This is a genomic window from uncultured Phocaeicola sp. (assembly GCF_948499155.1).
Lineage (GTDB): Bacteria > Bacteroidota > Bacteroidia > Bacteroidales > Bacteroidaceae > Phocaeicola > Phocaeicola faecalis.
The window spans coordinates 233664-250812 of sequence record NZ_CAOOSE010000002.1; the positions used below are offsets into that span (position 1 = coordinate 233664).

13 protein-coding genes are annotated in these 17149 nt (G+C 38.8%); 9 read left to right on the forward strand and 4 right to left on the reverse strand.

The annotated features are described in order from the left end of the window. The first annotated feature begins 47 nt into the window (after nt 1-47). From QYT14_RS02910 to QYT14_RS02925, 4 genes are all read left to right on the forward strand, one after another. The gene (locus QYT14_RS02910) at nt 48-2336 is read left to right on the forward strand and encodes an outer membrane beta-barrel family protein (protein WP_004319394.1); all 2289 of its coding nucleotides are present in this window, start codon (nt 48-50) and stop codon (nt 2334-2336) included. Between the two features lie 84 nt (nt 2337-2420). Continuing rightward, a complete protein-coding gene (locus QYT14_RS02915; RefSeq protein WP_004319396.1) occupies nt 2421-3032 on the forward strand; it encodes a hypothetical protein in 612 nt (203 codons plus the stop codon). A gap of 170 nt (nt 3033-3202) precedes the next feature. Beyond that, on the forward strand, nt 3203-3868 hold the full coding sequence (locus tag QYT14_RS02920; RefSeq protein WP_004319400.1) for a hypothetical protein: 666 nt from the start codon (nt 3203-3205) through the stop codon (nt 3866-3868). 829 nt (nt 3869-4697) lie between these two features. Further along, complete coding sequence (locus tag QYT14_RS02925) at nt 4698-6821, forward strand: ABC transporter transmembrane domain-containing protein (RefSeq protein ID WP_004319406.1); 2124 nt, start codon at nt 4698-4700, stop codon at nt 6819-6821. 262 nt (nt 6822-7083) lie between these two features. On the opposite strand, the gene QYT14_RS02930 is transcribed toward QYT14_RS02925, so the two are convergent. Continuing rightward, on the reverse strand, nt 7084-7686 hold the full coding sequence (locus QYT14_RS02930; protein ID WP_057249665.1) for a TetR/AcrR family transcriptional regulator: 603 nt from the start codon (nt 7684-7686) through the stop codon (nt 7084-7086). 161 nt (nt 7687-7847) lie between these two features. Between QYT14_RS02930 and QYT14_RS02935 the strand changes: the two genes are divergently transcribed. After that, nucleotides 7848-9116 carry a pyridoxal phosphate-dependent aminotransferase family protein gene (locus QYT14_RS02935; RefSeq protein WP_004319410.1) on the forward strand — a complete coding sequence of 423 codons (1269 nt, stop codon included), beginning with the start codon at nt 7848-7850 and terminating at the stop codon, nt 9114-9116. Between the two features lie 360 nt (nt 9117-9476). Here the strand turns inward: QYT14_RS02935 and QYT14_RS02940 are convergent, their stop codons facing one another. From QYT14_RS02940 to QYT14_RS02950, 3 genes are all read right to left on the reverse strand, one after another. Beyond that, entirely contained in the window at nt 9477-10094 is a 618-nt protein-coding gene (locus tag QYT14_RS02940) for a TetR/AcrR family transcriptional regulator (protein ID WP_004319412.1), read from the reverse strand. A gap of 457 nt (nt 10095-10551) precedes the next feature. Beyond that, nucleotides 10552-11445: an Abi family protein gene (locus QYT14_RS02945; RefSeq protein WP_225982618.1), complete on the reverse strand. Its 894-nt coding sequence runs from the start codon at nt 11443-11445 to the stop codon at nt 10552-10554. A gap of 423 nt (nt 11446-11868) precedes the next feature. Next, nucleotides 11869-12507: a M23 family metallopeptidase gene (locus QYT14_RS02950; RefSeq protein ID WP_004319421.1), complete on the reverse strand. Its 639-nt coding sequence runs from the start codon at nt 12505-12507 to the stop codon at nt 11869-11871. Nucleotides 12508-12786: 279 nt separating this feature from the next. Here QYT14_RS02950 and QYT14_RS02955 point away from each other — a divergent pair, with 279 nt between their 5' ends. Genes QYT14_RS02955 through QYT14_RS02970 form a run of 4 tightly spaced genes read left to right on the forward strand, consistent with a single transcriptional unit; the run spans nt 12787 to nt 17138 of the window. Continuing rightward, nucleotides 12787-13542 (forward strand): DUF4099 domain-containing protein, encoded by a 756-nt coding sequence (locus tag QYT14_RS02955; RefSeq protein WP_004319423.1) that lies wholly within the window; start codon nt 12787-12789, stop codon nt 13540-13542. A 5-nt stretch (nt 13543-13547) separates the two neighbouring features. Beyond that, nucleotides 13548-13784: a hypothetical protein gene (locus QYT14_RS02960; protein WP_004319425.1), complete on the forward strand. Its 237-nt coding sequence runs from the start codon at nt 13548-13550 to the stop codon at nt 13782-13784. Nucleotides 13785-13811: 27 nt separating this feature from the next. Continuing rightward, nucleotides 13812-15413, forward strand: coding sequence for a hypothetical protein (locus QYT14_RS02965; RefSeq protein ID WP_005680951.1), 1602 nt, complete (start codon nt 13812-13814; stop codon nt 15411-15413). A gap of 39 nt (nt 15414-15452) precedes the next feature. Then, nucleotides 15453-17138 (forward strand): toprim domain-containing protein, encoded by a 1686-nt coding sequence (locus QYT14_RS02970; RefSeq protein ID WP_004319429.1) that lies wholly within the window; start codon nt 15453-15455, stop codon nt 17136-17138. Nucleotides 17139-17149: the final 11 nt, after the last annotated feature.

Sequence of the window (17149 nt, forward strand, 5' to 3'; positions counted from 1 at the left end):
AAAGGGTGTTAAAATATTTTTCTATGACTATATAAAAATGAATTGATATGAAATTTATAATAAGTGCCATACTTTCCTTGTGTATTAACAATGTATATGCACAGAAAATAACCGGAGTAATTACAGACAGAGATAATAACCCGATTGAATTTGCAACAATTGTTTTACAGACAACTGATTCTGTATTTTTGAATTCTGCCTATACCGATTCCGTTGGGAGATTCAGTATAAAAACAGATACACTTCCTGTAATTATAACCATTCAACATCTGATGTACGAAACGTATCAAAAAAAATGTAACACAAAGGCTATTGGCTCTATCCAGATGAATGAGAAAAGTCAAATGTTGTCTGAAGTGTCTATAATAGGTGAATATCCGCTGGTGAGAGTCATTGACGGAAAAATGACTTATAATATGTCGCAGCTTTTAACAGACAAAATGGCAACTAGCATCTATGATGCCATATTGAAACTTCCTGGGATTCATATACAAAAGGGTACTTTTCAACTGATAGGGGCAAATAACGTGACTATCCTAATCAATGGAAAGAAAACCAATATGGATGAAAACCAATTGAATAATCTGCTAAAAAATATGCCGAAAGAGCGTATTCGGGAAGCAGAAGTAATGTATAGTGCTCCTCCCCAGTATCATGTACGTGGAGCCGTAATAAACCTTGTACTTGACAATGCGATTTACGACACCCAGCAATTGCAAGGACAAATAAATACGTTGTATAACCAAGGGTATTATAAGAATTTTCAAGGAGGTGTCACAATCCTATATAACACTCCTAAAACCTTGACAGATTTCCTCTATTCGTTCGGTTACAACCAGGTTCGCACAGGACAGGAAATTATATCTCAACATATATTCAATGATCAGGTATCTGATATAAATCAATCCGACCGAGGTTACTCCGTCAAGCCTATCCATACCATTCGTTTGGGGAATGATTGGCTAATCAACGACAAGGACAAAATCACCCTAGCATACACTGCAGAAATTCAGCCGTGGATGCGGTCTTTCAATTCTTCTAATGGAACCTACTCAGATTCGGAAAATAAAAAAAATACGGATAAGCCAGTGCAAATGCACAATATTGCGTTGAACTACACCTCCGGATTTGGGTTTAGCACAGGCATTGACTTCACTTCCTATAAAAACCATACGACACAGCATTACCGGGAAAGGATGGAAGGCAAGGAAGATTTCTTTGATGCCCGCTCGAAGCAAGATATTCGCCGTCTTTCATTCTACGCAGATCAAAGCCATTCACTGGGAAAAGGCTGGACATTGAATTATGGTACTAAATTTAGTTTCGCCTCAGACAAGAGTTCTCAAATCTATCATTCCTCTGTCAGCCATAATTGGTCAGACTATGACAGTGACAGCCAATTGAATGAGTACACTTATGATTTATACGCAGGTTTCTCCAAGCGTTTTGCCAACAATCTCTCCCTGAATGCTTCCTTGACCGGAGAGTATTATAAGCATAAGAAAATTGACTACCGAAGCCTATTCCCTATGATGGAAATTACTTATACAGCTAATCCTGTCTCTGTTTTTCAACTGTCAGTTTCTTCTGATAAGGTTTATCCGAGTTATTGGGAAATGCAAAATACAACATCTTACCTCAATGGATATACAGAAATACAGGGAAATACGGATTTGAGACCTGCAAAAAACTACTCGTTTCAGTTAAACTACATCTGGAAAAGTAAATATATTTTTACATTATTCGCGAATTATACAGATGATTTTTTCTGCCAGATACCTTATCAGTCCTCCGACAGATTGATGCTGATTTATAAGACCTTGAACTTTAATTATTCAGCGAAGTTAGGGTTTAACATGATGATTCCGTTTCGGATAAGCAGGATATTTGAATCCAGATTTATCTTAAACGGATATTACGACAAAATGAAAAGCGACCATTATTATGACCTAAGCTTCACGAAAAACAATCTAGCGATTTATACCAATCTTGATAATACATTTACCATATCATCGAAACCCAATATCAAGGCGGAATTATCCGGTTCCTATATTTCACGTAACATTCAGGGGCCTATGACTATCAATGCCATGTATCGCATTGATACGGGTATAAAATGGACATTTAATCGTAACAAAGCGGAATTATCTCTGAAAGTCAACGATATATTCAACTCATGGGCTCCGAAAGAACTTAACCTCCAATATCAAACACAGAATCTACGGATGAAAGAAGTTGTGGATTCAAGAAGGATTTCTTTGTCTTTCACATACAGGTTTGGCGATTTCAAACCAAAAGCACACAAAGAAGTAGATCAATCACGGTTTGGCAAATAAGCATAAAAAAATTAGATGTACTAAAGTAAATAACAGAAGCTATTAGATTACTCGAATAAGCATTTTATATAATAACAATTAGTTATGCAAATACTAAGAATGATGATATGTCTGTTTATGATAAATGGCACTTTTGTATTGAAGCCAATCTACGCCCAAGAACATTGGGGTAAGGAGGACTCTATAAAACTATCTAAAATGCTAAATGGAGAAATGCCAATATATATAAATAAAAAAATCAAAATAGAATTTGAAAAATCGCTTTTAGAACATCCTCAAATAGAAGATAATGATGAGTGGAAAAAATATCTAAATTTTAAACAATCATTGACATACCATTGGTTATCCCCAATTGACGATGATATATTGACTAATCATTTTTTACAAACTTACAATAAAAGAATGAATGATAATTTGTTTTTCATGAATAATCAAATTATAAATATTTCCCAATATTCCAATATGTCAATACCACTTGCGAAGAGAATTCATTTCAATGTTTATGGGATCAAAGAATTAAGTGAGAAAAAAGTACTGCCCCATCCTATCTCCTTTTTTCCTTACGAGTTTGGAGCAGGTTTTTCATATGATATTAATCGCCACTTAAAAATAGGAACGCAAAGTAATTATCAATATAATTCTATTCACAAAAAGTGGGAGTGGTTTATGGGACTTGGAATAGTTGTGGTCTTTTGACAACTTCAGAGAATTCTATTTTTAAGGTATTATTGCACTATAGAAAATTTGCACCATAGCAAAACTTCATGCGTAGCAAGAAATATAAAAAATATATTTTGAATATTTAACTTACAGTCTATACTGTTTATTGATGTTTTTTCTATTTTTGTACTATAAATAAACGAAATATGAAAAATAAAATTACCATACTGGGAAACTTAATATTTGATAATTGGTTTCTATTTGTAATAAATACATTGATATACATATATTCATTGTATTTAGAGTTGAAATATATATTCGTAGATGACTTCTATCGATTATCAGTATATAAAAGATATGGGAATGAAGAGGAGTTTCTCAAATTTCTTTCATCAGAAAGATCTTTAGATTTTCTAAATTATTTATGGATGCCAATACACGTTATTGGAATTGCTTTGTTTACAACAATATGCATATTCTTGGGCTTTAATATTATGGGAATTAGATTAGCCTTCAATAAGGCTTTTAAATATTCCTTGCAGGCATCAATAGTATTTTCGTTCAACTATTTGTTATTGACTCTCTTGAAAATATTGGGTGTCGTAACTTATAATTACAACACTGTCGATGATGTGTATTTTGTTCAATCATTAGGTCGCTTGTTCACTCGCTTTAATTGGCCAGATTGGGCTTATGGCATTTTAGGCAGGATTAGTATTGTAGAGTTTCTTTTTTATTTTGTACTATCAATAATCATAGCAAAATCAATAAAAATCAACTTTAAAACAAGTTTATATAAGACCGGAATATCATACGGTATTGGTTTGTGTTTTCTTGGAATAATAACAACCTTTATTGGTTTTATTATATAACAATTATTATTAACTTATTAAATTAGTTTTTTATGAAAAAAGTAAGCAACAAAGTTTTGTCCCGTGCATTTGGGGGTAAAATGTTTGGATCAAAAACAGAATGCGAACGTTGGGAAGGCGGTTGTAGATGCCGTCAAGTCTATTACACATTTTGGGTAAAATCCTATGGAGCCTGGAACCCTGCAGCCGATTGGCAGTGCAACTAACCAGTAGGTAAATAAGAGATATATCTTCATTGGCTGCTTTTTATTTAATCTTTAAGAATTAATAAAATAGTAAAGCCAATTGATGGTATATCTCTTTTATTTTTGCAAATTATGAATAGAAAAAAATATTGTATTGCAACAGTAATATTTATAGTGGCGTCCACCATGTCACTCTTTACAATTTCAATAAGAAAGCATAGTTACAACGCTTCTCATTCATTTGATATGAATTCTATCCATATGGATATAGAAAACCGGAATATTCAATTATCTATGCAGGTCACGAAAAGTATTATGTGTATATTTTTTAACACAGAATGCGATTTATGTGCCAAAGAAATTCTTTATATAAAAGATAACTTAGATATATTTTCACGTAAATACAACCTCGTTCTAATATCATTTGAAGATAGACATAAATTAATAAATTATAAAAATGAAATTATATCTAAAGATAAAACCTCTTCATTGATATTCATATCCGACAGTAATTTTGAACTTATTGAAAAGTACAATGTATCTGTATTTCCGACCATTTTAGTTTTCTCTAAAAATGGAATAGAAGAAAGTAGATGTACTGGTATAAATATTGATTTTTTAAAACAACTAAAAAGTAATATGTAATGATATTAAATATCGATCAAGCGAAGAAAGTATTTACGCAACAAAAATCAATTAATTTATGCGGGATAGCTTGTCTTATTTCTGTATGTAAATACTTTAATATTAATGTCAATGAAGCGGAAATATTGAGAAACAGTGGAACTGTACATACAGGCACAACCCTTTTGGGCATAAAAGAGTCAGCAGAAAAACTCAATTTAACAGCAGATGGTTATAGATGCAGTATTGATGAATTAAAGAATTGTGACACAATTTCGATATTACATACGGTTAACAAAGATGGTTTTACCCATTTTGTAACCTGCTTTGGGTATAATAATATAACTAATCAATTTTTAATTGGTGATCCGGCAAGTGGGTTATTTCATTGCGACGAATATTATTTAGACTCAATATGGAAGTCAAAACTTTTATTGTTATTTGATAGTAAAAAAAGCACATCTAAGAATAACAGAGACAAAAAAAGCAACAATTATCAATATATTTTTGATATTATAAGTCGAGATATACCACTCCTACTAGTTACATTAATCTTAAGTATATTTGCATCAATTTTTAGCTTAGTTCCAGCCATCTTTATTCAAAAATTGGCAGACGATATTATTCCTCAAAAAAATATGATGCTCATTTTTTATGGTATCATGCTTTATGCCTTAATACTCGTAATTATAGCCATAATATCATATATAAATGAAAGAGTTATTATTAAGCAAAACCTATTATTCAATGTAAGGATATTGCGAAATCTTTTATTTAGGGTCTTTCATTTACCCATAACTTTTCACAAGTCACTAAATACTGGGGAAATAGTATCAAGGTTGAGCGATACTGAGCGAATTCAGAATTCAATAGTATTGCTTATAAATTCAGTTTTTATGCAAATAATCATTTTGTTTGTATCTATATCCATTTTATTCTATTATGAACTAAATATAGGAGTAATTGCACTATTAAGCATACCTTCGCTTATTTGGTTGTCATATTATTATAGTTCTAAAATAGGAAAGAAGCAAAAGCAAACAATGGCAAAATATGCCAAATTTGAAGCATATTCAATAGATATACTTTCCGGATATTTTGCGATAAAAAGTAATGTAAAAGAAAAACTGTTTCATAAAAGGCTACTTGAATCATACAAGTCTGCTCAACTAAAAAGAACGGATCTCCAAATACTTAATTCTCAATATAATTTATACACTAACTTAATTGTATGTGTATTTTCAATTACCGTTGTTTTGCTAAGCTCGTACTTTGTGGTTATCGGAAAAATTGAAATTGGAGTTTTATTTGCAATTATTACTATTTTGGCTCAAATTCTTCAAGCATCCATAAAAGTAGTTTCATATATGGTAAGTGTGCAAGAGGCAAAAGCCGCTTATAATCGTTCTCTTCTTATAATTCAGCATCCTCTTGAAGACAATAGTAAACATATAGATATAACAATAACTTCTTGTAACATGCTTGCATTAGAAAATGTTACGTTTAAGTATCCGGGACGAGAAATTTTACTTGAAAAAATAAATTTAACAGTCAGGACAGGTGAGCTTTTATCTATATTTGGTCGGATCGGTAGTGGGAAAACAACGATAATTCAACTGATTCAACGTTTTTATGCACCAAGTGAGGGTATTATAACATTTAATAATGCAGATATTAATAAATTTGATTTGCATAAATGGAGAAGACAAATAAAGGTCGTTTCACAACAAACCAAATTGTTTATTGGAACAATTGCGGATAATATATCTATGTTTTCTGATTCGTTGGAAAATGTAGAGTTATTTTGTAAGACAATGCAATTGGATTGGTTTTTCAAAATTGAAGATTTGAAATTGCATAATATGGTCGATGAGAATGGGAACAACCTTTCGGGAGGTCAAAAGCAGCTGATTGGGATTGCAAGAGCCTTGTATCAAAGTGCTCCAATTTTAGTATTAGATGAACCAACAGCAAGTATGGATAAAGAGTGTGAGCTTGAGGTGATCCAATTACTTTTTAGGCTAAAAAAAGACATGATAATAATAATGATAACCCATAAACCAGAAATAGCAAAAATGAGTGATAAAATTTATATATTGGATAATAAGCACATGACGGTTTGTGATGACTATTTACTCTTATAATGATAAAATACCCTAATAAAAATAAATCAATATTATTGTTGGTTGCTATGACGATTTTATTTTTACTGAGTTATACCTTATATATAACAATAGCAACTGTCACTATGAACCAATAGTTACAGTTGCTATTGTTTTATTACGCTTGATATATCGTAGTTGTACCAATTACTATATTTTGTGCTTTGCATAGTCAACTAGTTTCCAAATGTAATAACTTCTATTTGTGTAGAAGCAATTCAGGGAATAAAGGAGCTTTTTGTAACTATGCTTTGATTAATTGATAAATTTGCATAACCTCCCTTTCCAACTGTTCTATTTTATATCCATCAGTATAAACAATGCCACTTAGATAAGATCCTAAAAATACATTCTCAAATATACTTGCAAAAAGTTCTACATTTATATCACTTCTAATCTCTTTTAGCTCTTTTGCTTTTTCTAAAATATTCATCCAAACCACTTTCTCCTGAGAAAGCCAATTGAATGCATATTCCCTCATTTTAGGTAATGCAAAAAATGCAGAAATTGTAATGTTCATCATTGCAGTGTTCACATTAAAAATTCCGGAAGCTGCCATTTCTTTTTTTTCCTTTTGACAAGATTCTATAAAATGAGTCAATGTAAGTATAAGACTAGACTGGGGAGTTTTAGGCATAGAAGAGATACTATTGACTTCAAATATAAATTTTTTGACTACATTTAAAAATAAATTTTCTTTTGTTTTGATATGATATAAAATTGCTCCGCGACTCAATCCTGTAGCTTGTTCTAAGTCTGCGAATGTAACTCGATCATATGGTTTTGACGTAAATAACTTGAAAGCTTCAATTAAAAGCTTATCCTTTGTAGATTTTCCATTTCTCATAACATTTTAAGTTTATCAGTATGTTCTGTTTACAAAGGTATTGAATATTTGTCGAATACAAATATATTTGTCTCTCTTTTCAGGAAATTAATAAAAAAAAACATGTCATAAAGAAAAAAGACTTATATTTGCACAGTCTATACTGTATAATACATAACATTATGAGGTACGTTATAAACATAACAAAAAATAAGACCAGTAAAGATGGTTCTATTTTAGGGAAAGTCCTTGACTTTAAGAATGAAATGACTTTGCATGAACAAAGCGAGTTGAATGTATATAAAAAGCATCCACAATTAACGGCTTGCAATAGAGAAGTTACAATCTATAATAGATACACTCAACAAAAAGTACAAACTATCATGTTCGGCTCAAATAGCTATTTAGGTGCTACTATCTTTCCTGAAGCTATTCAAAAGGCTATTGAAGTGACGAAGGAATTAGGTATAGGATCTGGTGGAGTTCCGTTATTATCAGGTACATTTATGTATCAGCAAGAATTAGAACATCTTATTGCTAAAATGTCAGGTATGGATGATTCTATTCTGTTTTCTTCCGGTTATACAGCCAATTTAGGAGTTATTTCCGGATTAATACGAGCGAATAACCTCATCATACATGATAAGCTTAATCATGCTAGTCTACTTGATGGCACAGTCATGTCTGGTGCAAAAATGATTAGGTATAAACATGGTGATATAAGTCATTTAGAAAGTTTATTAAAAGACAACAGTCCTAAATATCCCGAAGGCATTCTGGTTGTTACAGATGGTGTATTTAGTATGGATGGTGATATCGCAAAACTTCCATTAATCTTGGAGACTATAAGGAAATATAATGCAGTTTTACTTATTGATGAAGCACATGCAACAGGAGTGATAGGTGATAATGGGGCTGGAACATTATCGCATTACGGAATTACTGATAGAAAAAATATTATTCTAACTGGAACACTGAGCAAAGCAATTGGAACAGTGGGTGGGTATATAACAGCCTCACAAGACATTATAGACTATTTGCGAATATATGCAAGAAGCAATATGTTCTCAACCTCATTGCCTCCCAGCGTATGTGCTGCTGCTATTGAGGTAATAAAAGTAATGCAAAATACAAATATAGTAGAACGACTCAAACAAAATGCAAAGTATCTACAACATAAATTTAGAGATGGAGGATTTAATATATTGAATACTGAAACGCCAATTATTCCTTTGGTCGTAGGTGATCAAGCCATTTTGACTCAAATGGCCAAAGATGCTTTTGATAACGGATTTGTCTTAAACTCTATTTTTCCACCAGTCGTACCAGCCAATTTGACAAGATTTCGAATAAGCATAATGGCAAACCACACACAAAAAGATATGGATATGTTATTTGAATTGATGATTAAATTATTTGATAAATACAACGTTCCACGATTCGTGAGATAATCATTCTATAAGTTGAGGTGTGTTCATTCTCTCAATAAAGAAGAAATTTTAGAGAAAATCATAATCAAAAAAGAAACGATATTAAATGTTCTAATACAAGTATACATTTTGTGGCTAAAAACTTTACCAAATACAATAAAACAAGTATAATGTCATTGATGAGGGTCAAAACTCCATTTTGAAAAGATGAACTTATAATTTGAAATTTGAGCATCCTAAAAGGCTAAAGAAAGGGTCATAGCATTACTCAATACAGAGTCTGATACGACCCTTTTTAGTATTTGTTGTTACAATCTGTAACTTTGGGGAGTATTCATTTTGGTTTTGACACCCCTCATCAATTACTGCAAAAAAACGGCTCTAATTTTTAATTGCAAATATAGATTCAAGAAAATAAGGGTATTCAAAAGTATGCAGTCTTTCGTAATAACAAGTCGTATGATATTGTTCTACATAAATACTTCGAAATAAAAAACCGCATACCAAAGAATCCATTTTAGAATTTTGAACTTTTTTATCCATTTGTGCTGCTAGTTTCCAGTACTTCTTATCACATGCAATAAATGCTAACATTCTTTCTTTAAAATCTAAAACATACAGATTAGCTTGTCCTGCAATGTGAAAGAAAGCACTACAAGGATTGATTAGAATTTCTTCTTGGTCGAACCAAGATTGTATCTTCACTAAATGCTCATTCTTTTTATTCCAATATTCTTGTAAAGAATAAGCCTCGTCAGGTATAACAGGAAAGAATATATTTAAAGGAGAAAAAAAATACTTAGCTATTACTTCCTTAAATATTGTTTCCTTATCTTTAAAATGATAAAAAATTGCTCCACGCTGCAACTTAGTAACACGTTCCAACTCAGGAACTGTCACTTTTTCCACATTCCTCTGAAGGAATAGCTTAAAAGCTTCCTTCAGAATCAATTCTCTTGAATTCTCTACAGGTTTATTAAACCAATCTGTCTCTGCCATAACGATAGGGTAAATTGTTTATTTAATTTCTTTAAGCAAACCCTTTACCATATCTAATATATTGAAAGGCACAGAGTCCGCTCATTTTGTAAAGAGAGGCACTGGTATACCCGAAAGACAAAACGAGCGACCTGTGCCGTATTTAAACAAATACGACACACTCGCTTCGTATATCCTTGTCTTTCTTGAAAATTACCAGTTTTCTCTTTACAAGTCCACACGAACACGAACTGAATGAGATAAACTCATTCTACATAAGAATGGTGATATTACACACCAACTTACTGCAAAGATACACAAAATATTATAATGTGTGAAAGTTGATTAAGGAAATAACGAATTTTAATTCAAGATGGTTGGAAGTAGTATATTGTTTCCAATAGATTATAAAAAAAACAGCCAAACTCTTAGATAAGAATTCGGCTGTTTTTAGATGTGTATGTCTTTTGGATATATACTATAACCAAAATGGGTCTTCTTTCCAATTTGTGGTAAAGCCCATTGCTGTGGTATCTACATTCGGGAACTCCTGTAACAGGGACTTGAAATCTTGCACCAGTGTATTTTCAGGTTCAATTGCATTAAGCCAATAGATAAGGCAGCAAAATACAGCATAGAAACGATTGGCCATTTGCGGTTTGTCCGTTATCCAGGTATTTCGCAAGGTGGCGGGTAACTGTGGTATGACAGGCATCACCCTGTTCCAAATACGTTCATGATGGGCGCAAGCATTTCTTAACGCATTGACCGCCTTCATCCAACTTTCAAGCATTTCATGCTGTGGTACGCCATACGAACGGGCGATTTTCTTTTTGATAGTCGTATCGGCGAAATTGAAATAGAGCTTAGTCAAGCAACCGAATGAAACCAATTCCAATATTTTCCATGCCGGAGGATAACCTTCTTTGCCGTATTTAACACAATGCTCCTTGATAAACTCGTCTTTGGAGCGTTGGAGTTCTCTCTCCAGCGTACTTAAGTTCTCTGTAAACTTATGCTTGTCTGTGGCCAATTCCGGCTGGATAAACCAAAATGCGCCATGGCTTAACGAGAAATGATTGATAATCTTGGCACGCAAGGACACTTCTATTTGTTGTATTGCAGAGAAAATAAGCATTCTTAGCCGTGTATCGAACAGATATAGTGACACAGCCTTGCCAAATGAGGCTCCGGACTTGTATTGGTGCATAACCGTATCTTGCTCCATAGGACGAAGATATGTCCTGAAACGGAAATAGCTGACATTTTCAAGAAATGCCAACGCCTTGTTGTCGTCAGTAATTGACAGTCCCCTATCTTTTAATGTTTGGATTAAAGCAGGAACTTCAAGAGGGGAATTTGTATAATCCATAAACGTATATATAAAAAAAGTTCCGCCCTGGTACGCTGTTCTACGGGAAGCGTGGCGGATTCTAGCAATGCAAATGTACGACTTTCTTTTGGAATATCCAAGAGTTTCGGACAAATCAATTCATTTTTAACTATTTTAAAGCCTGTTCTTATCCCCATGCGATCGGTTCCACGTGTCGTAATCGGAATACGTAGGGGTATCATCCCAAAAGGATGATTTCTTTCTTCTTTTGCGGTGTTTGGGCTTTTTATCGTAGTCATCCCCACCGGAAAATATGCTTTTGAGTATTACATAACCTACCAAAAGTATTATCAGAGCGTCCATATATTCATGTTTTAAGTGTTTTAAAATCAGTATGTAAAGTTACAAAACAATATCTATATAATCAAATAATCACAGAGAAAATTCGCAAGAAAAACGCTGTCAGAAAATACCTAAACGGGCGACAGCTTCCTCTTTTGTCTCCCGGACAAACTGCAAGAGAATACCGGGATTGATGTAACGGTTTTGGAATTTGCAGGTAAGGTGCATATGGGGACCGGTACTGCGCCCCGTGTTGCCGGTAATGGCAATCACCTCGCCGGGCATGACGGAAGCCCCCCGACGAACCAGCACTTGGGAAAGGTGGCAATAGCTGACGGTGTAACCGCCGTGACGGAGGGTGACGAAGTTACCCGAACGCCTGTCGTACCCCACCTTGACCACCACGCCCGACAACATGGCGTAAGCTTCTTCACCTTTGGCACGCAGGTCGATCCCGTTGTGCCGACTGCGCTTCTTGCTGAAAGGGTCGATACGGAGACCATAAGGCGAAGTGACAGTAATACGCTTCAACGGATAGGAGACGCTCATGTATCGCCGTACCCACTCGCCATACTCATTGGCAGGGAATTTCCCTGCCGTAGAAACAGACTCCTTATTTGGATTGGAAACCTTTTCTACAGGAGGAAGGCCTTTTTTTGTGTCTATGCGACAGACCGGTTGCCGCCTGGCTACGGTGTGGAACTGCGCTTTAGCGGACAGACACACCGACAGCATGGATAATATAAGAATCGCTTTCATACGGACAAAGGTAGGGAGAGAACTTCGACTACTTTATATATAAAGGAGGAAAAGCACTGAATTTTAACCTTGTATAAGCCATCATACCTGGGAATCATACTCGCAACCAACACACGCCAGAATGGGTTGAATTTTCCGTTTGGAGTATGATTGACAGTCTGATTTTTCCGTGTTTCCATAAATAACTTCAAAAACGGAACGATTTATCGTTTCCGCCCAATACAGGTGCAGACGATGAATTTATTTTGCCCCCAAAAGTGAACTTATACCCAAAGGATTATGAACTATCAACACAAATTCAAAGAGGAAGAAATACCTTACGGCATCCTCAAAAAATTCGGACTGACCCGTGAAATGATTGGCGACTTGCCGCAATCGGTGTTGCAACAGGTATGTGACGGCTACCGTTCACCAGTGCTGCCTATCCATATCACGGATGAAGGAGGGAATATCATACAAGGGCGCACACGCTTCGCATTGGTCAGAACCGAAACAAGGGAAGCGGACATCCTGTTTTATCCGGTGCTTGCCCAAAGTCGATTGGAACAGTTCAGCGAGGCAAACTGCCAAAAGCTGGAAGCCGGGAAAGCGGTGATGGCTACCATGACCGATGCGGACGGCAGACAGGTGCAAGCCTTCCACCAAATAGACGAAGGCACCGGACAGATTCTTTCCGTGCCGACACCCGTCATCGGCCGTAACCTGCAATACTTCTGCGATTATTTTGAACTGAGCAACGCCGAACTGAACTGTCTGCAGAACGGTGAGCCTTTGACACTGGTTGACGAAGGCAGTATGCTGACACTCGGTATCGACCTGCATGACCCTACCGGCATCCGCATCGGTATCGGGGATGAACGCCAATGGCGTGAACAGAACAAGAAGGGGTTGAAAAAATACAACTTCGGGTGCTTCGGCTGTTGGGTGATGGACGAACAGGGCAACCTGGACTATGTGGAGGAAAAGGAGTACAGTGAAGAGATGTGGGAGGAAATGAAGAAGAACGGGGCAGGCAAATTGAAAATGAAGAATTAAGAATGATGAATGAAAAATTGGAAACGGAAAGATTCTATCCGGAAGAAACGCTTGTGGAGAAGGTGCAGAGCGGCGTGTTCGGATGGCTGGGGTATGTGACCCACCACTCCAAGGCATGGAAACAGGAGTATGAGCGGTATTGCCGCCTGCGTGAACTGCCGATGAATGACGGAACCGCCTGGAAGTTCCTGCAAATGAAGCAAGAGGAACTGGAGGAAGCGATAGCGAACGGAGACGCTTGATTGAACCATTAAATAAGAGAATACAATATGTCTATCCGAAAGAATACCAATCCCCGGCCGTTGGATTTACCGCCGGAAATGCAAGACCTGTTGCTGCGTAACGGTATGCGTGGCTACCTTGCCGGAAGCAGCGAAGGGTTTGCCTTGATTGTGCAGGGGCATGATTCGCCCTTGCTGACCTATCCTATCGGCGAGAAGCAACTGCGTGCGCTGACCGACTGGGGCACGAACTCCGCCAACAAACGGTGTTACAATACCTTTGCGAGCATCGTGGCCGCCGACTTCGACCTGCCGAAAGACTTCGTACATGCCCGGAACGCCAACGGACGGGTCGCCATGGGACTGCACGGCTACCGTACCGGTGCCGGAGAGTATGGGCGTGTGGGAATGCCCATGCGTCCTTTCCATCCGATCTGCCACGGCTTTCTCGGCTGGACACCCCGGCAACAAGGGGGCTTCCACCTGCGGCGCATCGGCGGAGACCTCTACTATCCCGGTGCGCCTATCGTGCCAAACCGCCCTGACGGACGCATGAAACCGGGGGAACTACAATCGGGCGGCTACGGCTTCTATTACAAAGGACACGCCACCGCCCCGGTAGCGGAGAGGGATGTGCTGAAAGAATTGCAGAGCGTGGTGACGCCCATACACCCCCGACAGAGAAGCACCGAGTCTGCCAAGCCCTACAAGGAACTGGTAGCCTCGCCGGTGTATTTCACCAACGAGAGATGGCAGGAATGCCTGGCAAGCCACGGTATTATCGTGGATAGCGAGACACGAACGCTGACCGTGCAGTCGGCTGCGGTGGATGCGGACCTGCAATATGACCTGACAGAGGAGGAACTTGCCGCACTGACCGCCAACACATTGGAAGAAGCTACGGCGGAAAAACGGCTGGAAATCATCAACGGGGTAATCCAAGACGATTATGACGGCAAAGTGACGTTGGAAATGCTGAATGGCAGGGAGACTGTGAACCTGTCCTTGCACCCGGAGGTGCTGGAAGATTTGAACAGCCGGTTGGCCGTGGGGCAACAACAGGCGGAAAGGATTGCCGGCGGTATGCCGGTGGAAGCGGAACGGGAGCTGCGAGAGGGATTGCCGAGGGGCGGCGTGGCAATGAACGGCAACGACCTTGCGGCAATCCGTCCCGACAAAGGCTGGTACCGGGAAGGAAAGCATGGCAGGGAGGTGACAGTGGATGACATCCGTGTGGAGCCGTCCGGACAAGAGGGAACATACAAGATGACCGCCATTATCGACGGCGAACGGGTGAGCCACGAGATTACGCAGAAGCAATACGACAAGTTTATGGCTATTGACGACTACCACCGCCTGAAGCTGTTCTCCAAAGTGTTCGGCGAGGTGGATATGAAGTCGAGAGACCGGACCCCGTTGGGAACGAAAATCGGTGCCGCCCTGCTTGCCGGCGCAGCCGTGGCTGCGGAACTGGGGCATGACCACCACTGCCATTCAAGACCGGTGATATTCGCCGAACATCACCACCACGGGCCTGCGCTACACCCCTACTTCAAACCGGGAGTGGATACGCCTATGGATGTGGCCACACGAAACTTTGAGGCGGCGGCGAATGAGCATATCCGCCACGAGATGCGCCACGGAATGTAAACCCATAAAGAGAACACAACACAAACACACCTTTATATTATGTCGGAACTGACCTATGAAGATTTCAAACAACGCATCAACATCCAAGAGGTGTTGCAGGATGCCGGGTATCATTTGAACCGGAAGGACGGTATCCGCTACCCCTCTTACGTTCGCCTGGACAGCAACGGCCGCCGTATTCGTGGTGACAAATTCATTGTCACCCGGAACGGCATGTGCTGCTTCCAACCGCCCGAACAGCGGAACTACAACATCATCTCCTTTATCAAGGAGCATCCGCATTTCTTTGCGGAATATACGCCGGGGATGTCGAAGGACAGGCTGGTGAACCTTGTGTGCAACCGCCTGCTGAACCAACCTGTCACGGAACGGAATGCCCGTGTCTTGAATCCGGAGAAGCAAAACAAACCCTTCAACGCCAATGATTACGAATGGCAGAGCTTTGACTTGGGCAACTGGGAGAGCCAGAAGAAATTCTATCCTTACTTCAAGAACCGTGGCATCGACCTTGCCACCCAACGGCTGTTTGCCGACAATATCTTCCTGACCACCAAGCTGCGGACGGACGGGAAGCGATATACCAACCTCTCGTTTCCCTTAACCCTGCCGAACAAGCCGGATGAAAAAGCCGGATTGGAGGAACGAAGCCGCCCGAACCGGGAGGGAAAAATGGTGTATAAGGGCATGGCCGCCGGAAGTAACGCCACGCAAGGAATATGGATAGGTAATCCGGGACACTTGGCTTTACCTGAAGTGAGAAACGTGTATTGGTTTGAGAGTGCGCTCGATGCGATGGCTTTCTGCCAGTTGAACGCAAGTACACTGAATATGGAAGATTCGGTGTTTGTCTCCACCGGAGGGTCGCCGAGCCAGCAACAATTCAAGGGGATGATGGCAGAGACACCGACTGCCACACACCACCTTTGTTTTGACCGTGACCGTTCCGGACAGGTATTCGCTATCAATTTTGCGCTGACCCATGCCGGAAGGGAGTTCTCCGGTTACCTGTCGAAAGCCGGGAATTTAATCGTGCAAGATTGCAGTGGGGGTTATCAACGCCATGAAATAGCAATGGAACCGTTTGACTTCAAGAAAGTGACAGCGAGCCTGGGCATAGATACCTTGAAACCCGATTTGGAAGATGCGGTTCTCAAATACATGAAAATGGGTGACGGATATTTGCAGGAGATGTATATGAACCGTAGGGACAATTATGAAACCAGCCGTACTGACGGTGCGACAAACAAGGAGGAACTGGAGGAAATGGAAAACGACCTGCACGCTATCTCCAAAGCTCTACAAATGCTATCCCGGTCCGGCACACCTGTGATGGGAAGCATCATCTATGAGCCGGCGGCTGAAGGTTACAAGGACTGGAACGACCAATTGCTTGACAAACGGATGGAAACGGAAGAAAAGGAACTTGATGATTGGGAAATCAGTGGCAGGGCTACCCTGAACCGCGCCTTGTCCGATTTGCCCGAAGTCAATCCCGGACATATCCGTACCGGCCTGTATGATGAAGCAGACCATGAAGCCGTACGCAAACGGATTGAACGGGCAGAGAAAGTCGTGCAATCTTTTGAAGTCAATGACAGGGGAATGCCGGACAAAGGTTTCCAAGAGATGTATGAGATACAGGAAGAACTTGCCCGGTTGGAAACGGATATAACCAACTCACTTTCGGGCATGAGAGAAGAATACCAACCCCGTTTTCACCGATAATCCCCATGAAG

Excerpts from the sequence above, each read along its gene's own strand:
- QYT14_RS02910 (WP_004319394.1), top strand. The coding sequence starts at position 48 with ATGAAATTTATAATAAGTGCCATACTTTCCTTGTGTATTAACAATGTA.
- QYT14_RS02915 (WP_004319396.1), top strand. The coding sequence starts at position 2,421 with ATGCAAATACTAAGAATGATGATATGTCTGTTTATGATAAATGGCACT.
- QYT14_RS02920 (WP_004319400.1), top strand. The coding sequence starts at position 3,203 with ATGAAAAATAAAATTACCATACTGGGAAACTTAATATTTGATAATTGG.
- QYT14_RS02925 (WP_004319406.1), top strand. The coding sequence starts at position 4,698 with ATGATATTAAATATCGATCAAGCGAAGAAAGTATTTACGCAACAAAAA.
- QYT14_RS02930 (WP_057249665.1), bottom strand. The coding sequence starts at position 7,686 with ATGAGAAATGGAAAATCTACAAAGGATAAGCTTTTAATTGAAGCTTTC.
- QYT14_RS02935 (WP_004319410.1), top strand. The coding sequence starts at position 7,848 with ATGAGGTACGTTATAAACATAACAAAAAATAAGACCAGTAAAGATGGT.
- QYT14_RS02940 (WP_004319412.1), bottom strand. The coding sequence starts at position 10,094 with ATGGCAGAGACAGATTGGTTTAATAAACCTGTAGAGAATTCAAGAGAA.
- QYT14_RS02945 (WP_225982618.1), bottom strand. The coding sequence starts at position 11,445 with ATGGATTATACAAATTCCCCTCTTGAAGTTCCTGCTTTAATCCAAACA.
- QYT14_RS02950 (WP_004319421.1), bottom strand. The coding sequence starts at position 12,507 with ATGAAAGCGATTCTTATATTATCCATGCTGTCGGTGTGTCTGTCCGCT.
- QYT14_RS02955 (WP_004319423.1), top strand. The coding sequence starts at position 12,787 with ATGAACTATCAACACAAATTCAAAGAGGAAGAAATACCTTACGGCATC.
- QYT14_RS02960 (WP_004319425.1), top strand. The coding sequence starts at position 13,548 with ATGAATGAAAAATTGGAAACGGAAAGATTCTATCCGGAAGAAACGCTT.
- QYT14_RS02965 (WP_005680951.1), top strand. The coding sequence starts at position 13,812 with ATGTCTATCCGAAAGAATACCAATCCCCGGCCGTTGGATTTACCGCCG.
- QYT14_RS02970 (WP_004319429.1), top strand. The coding sequence starts at position 15,453 with ATGTCGGAACTGACCTATGAAGATTTCAAACAACGCATCAACATCCAA.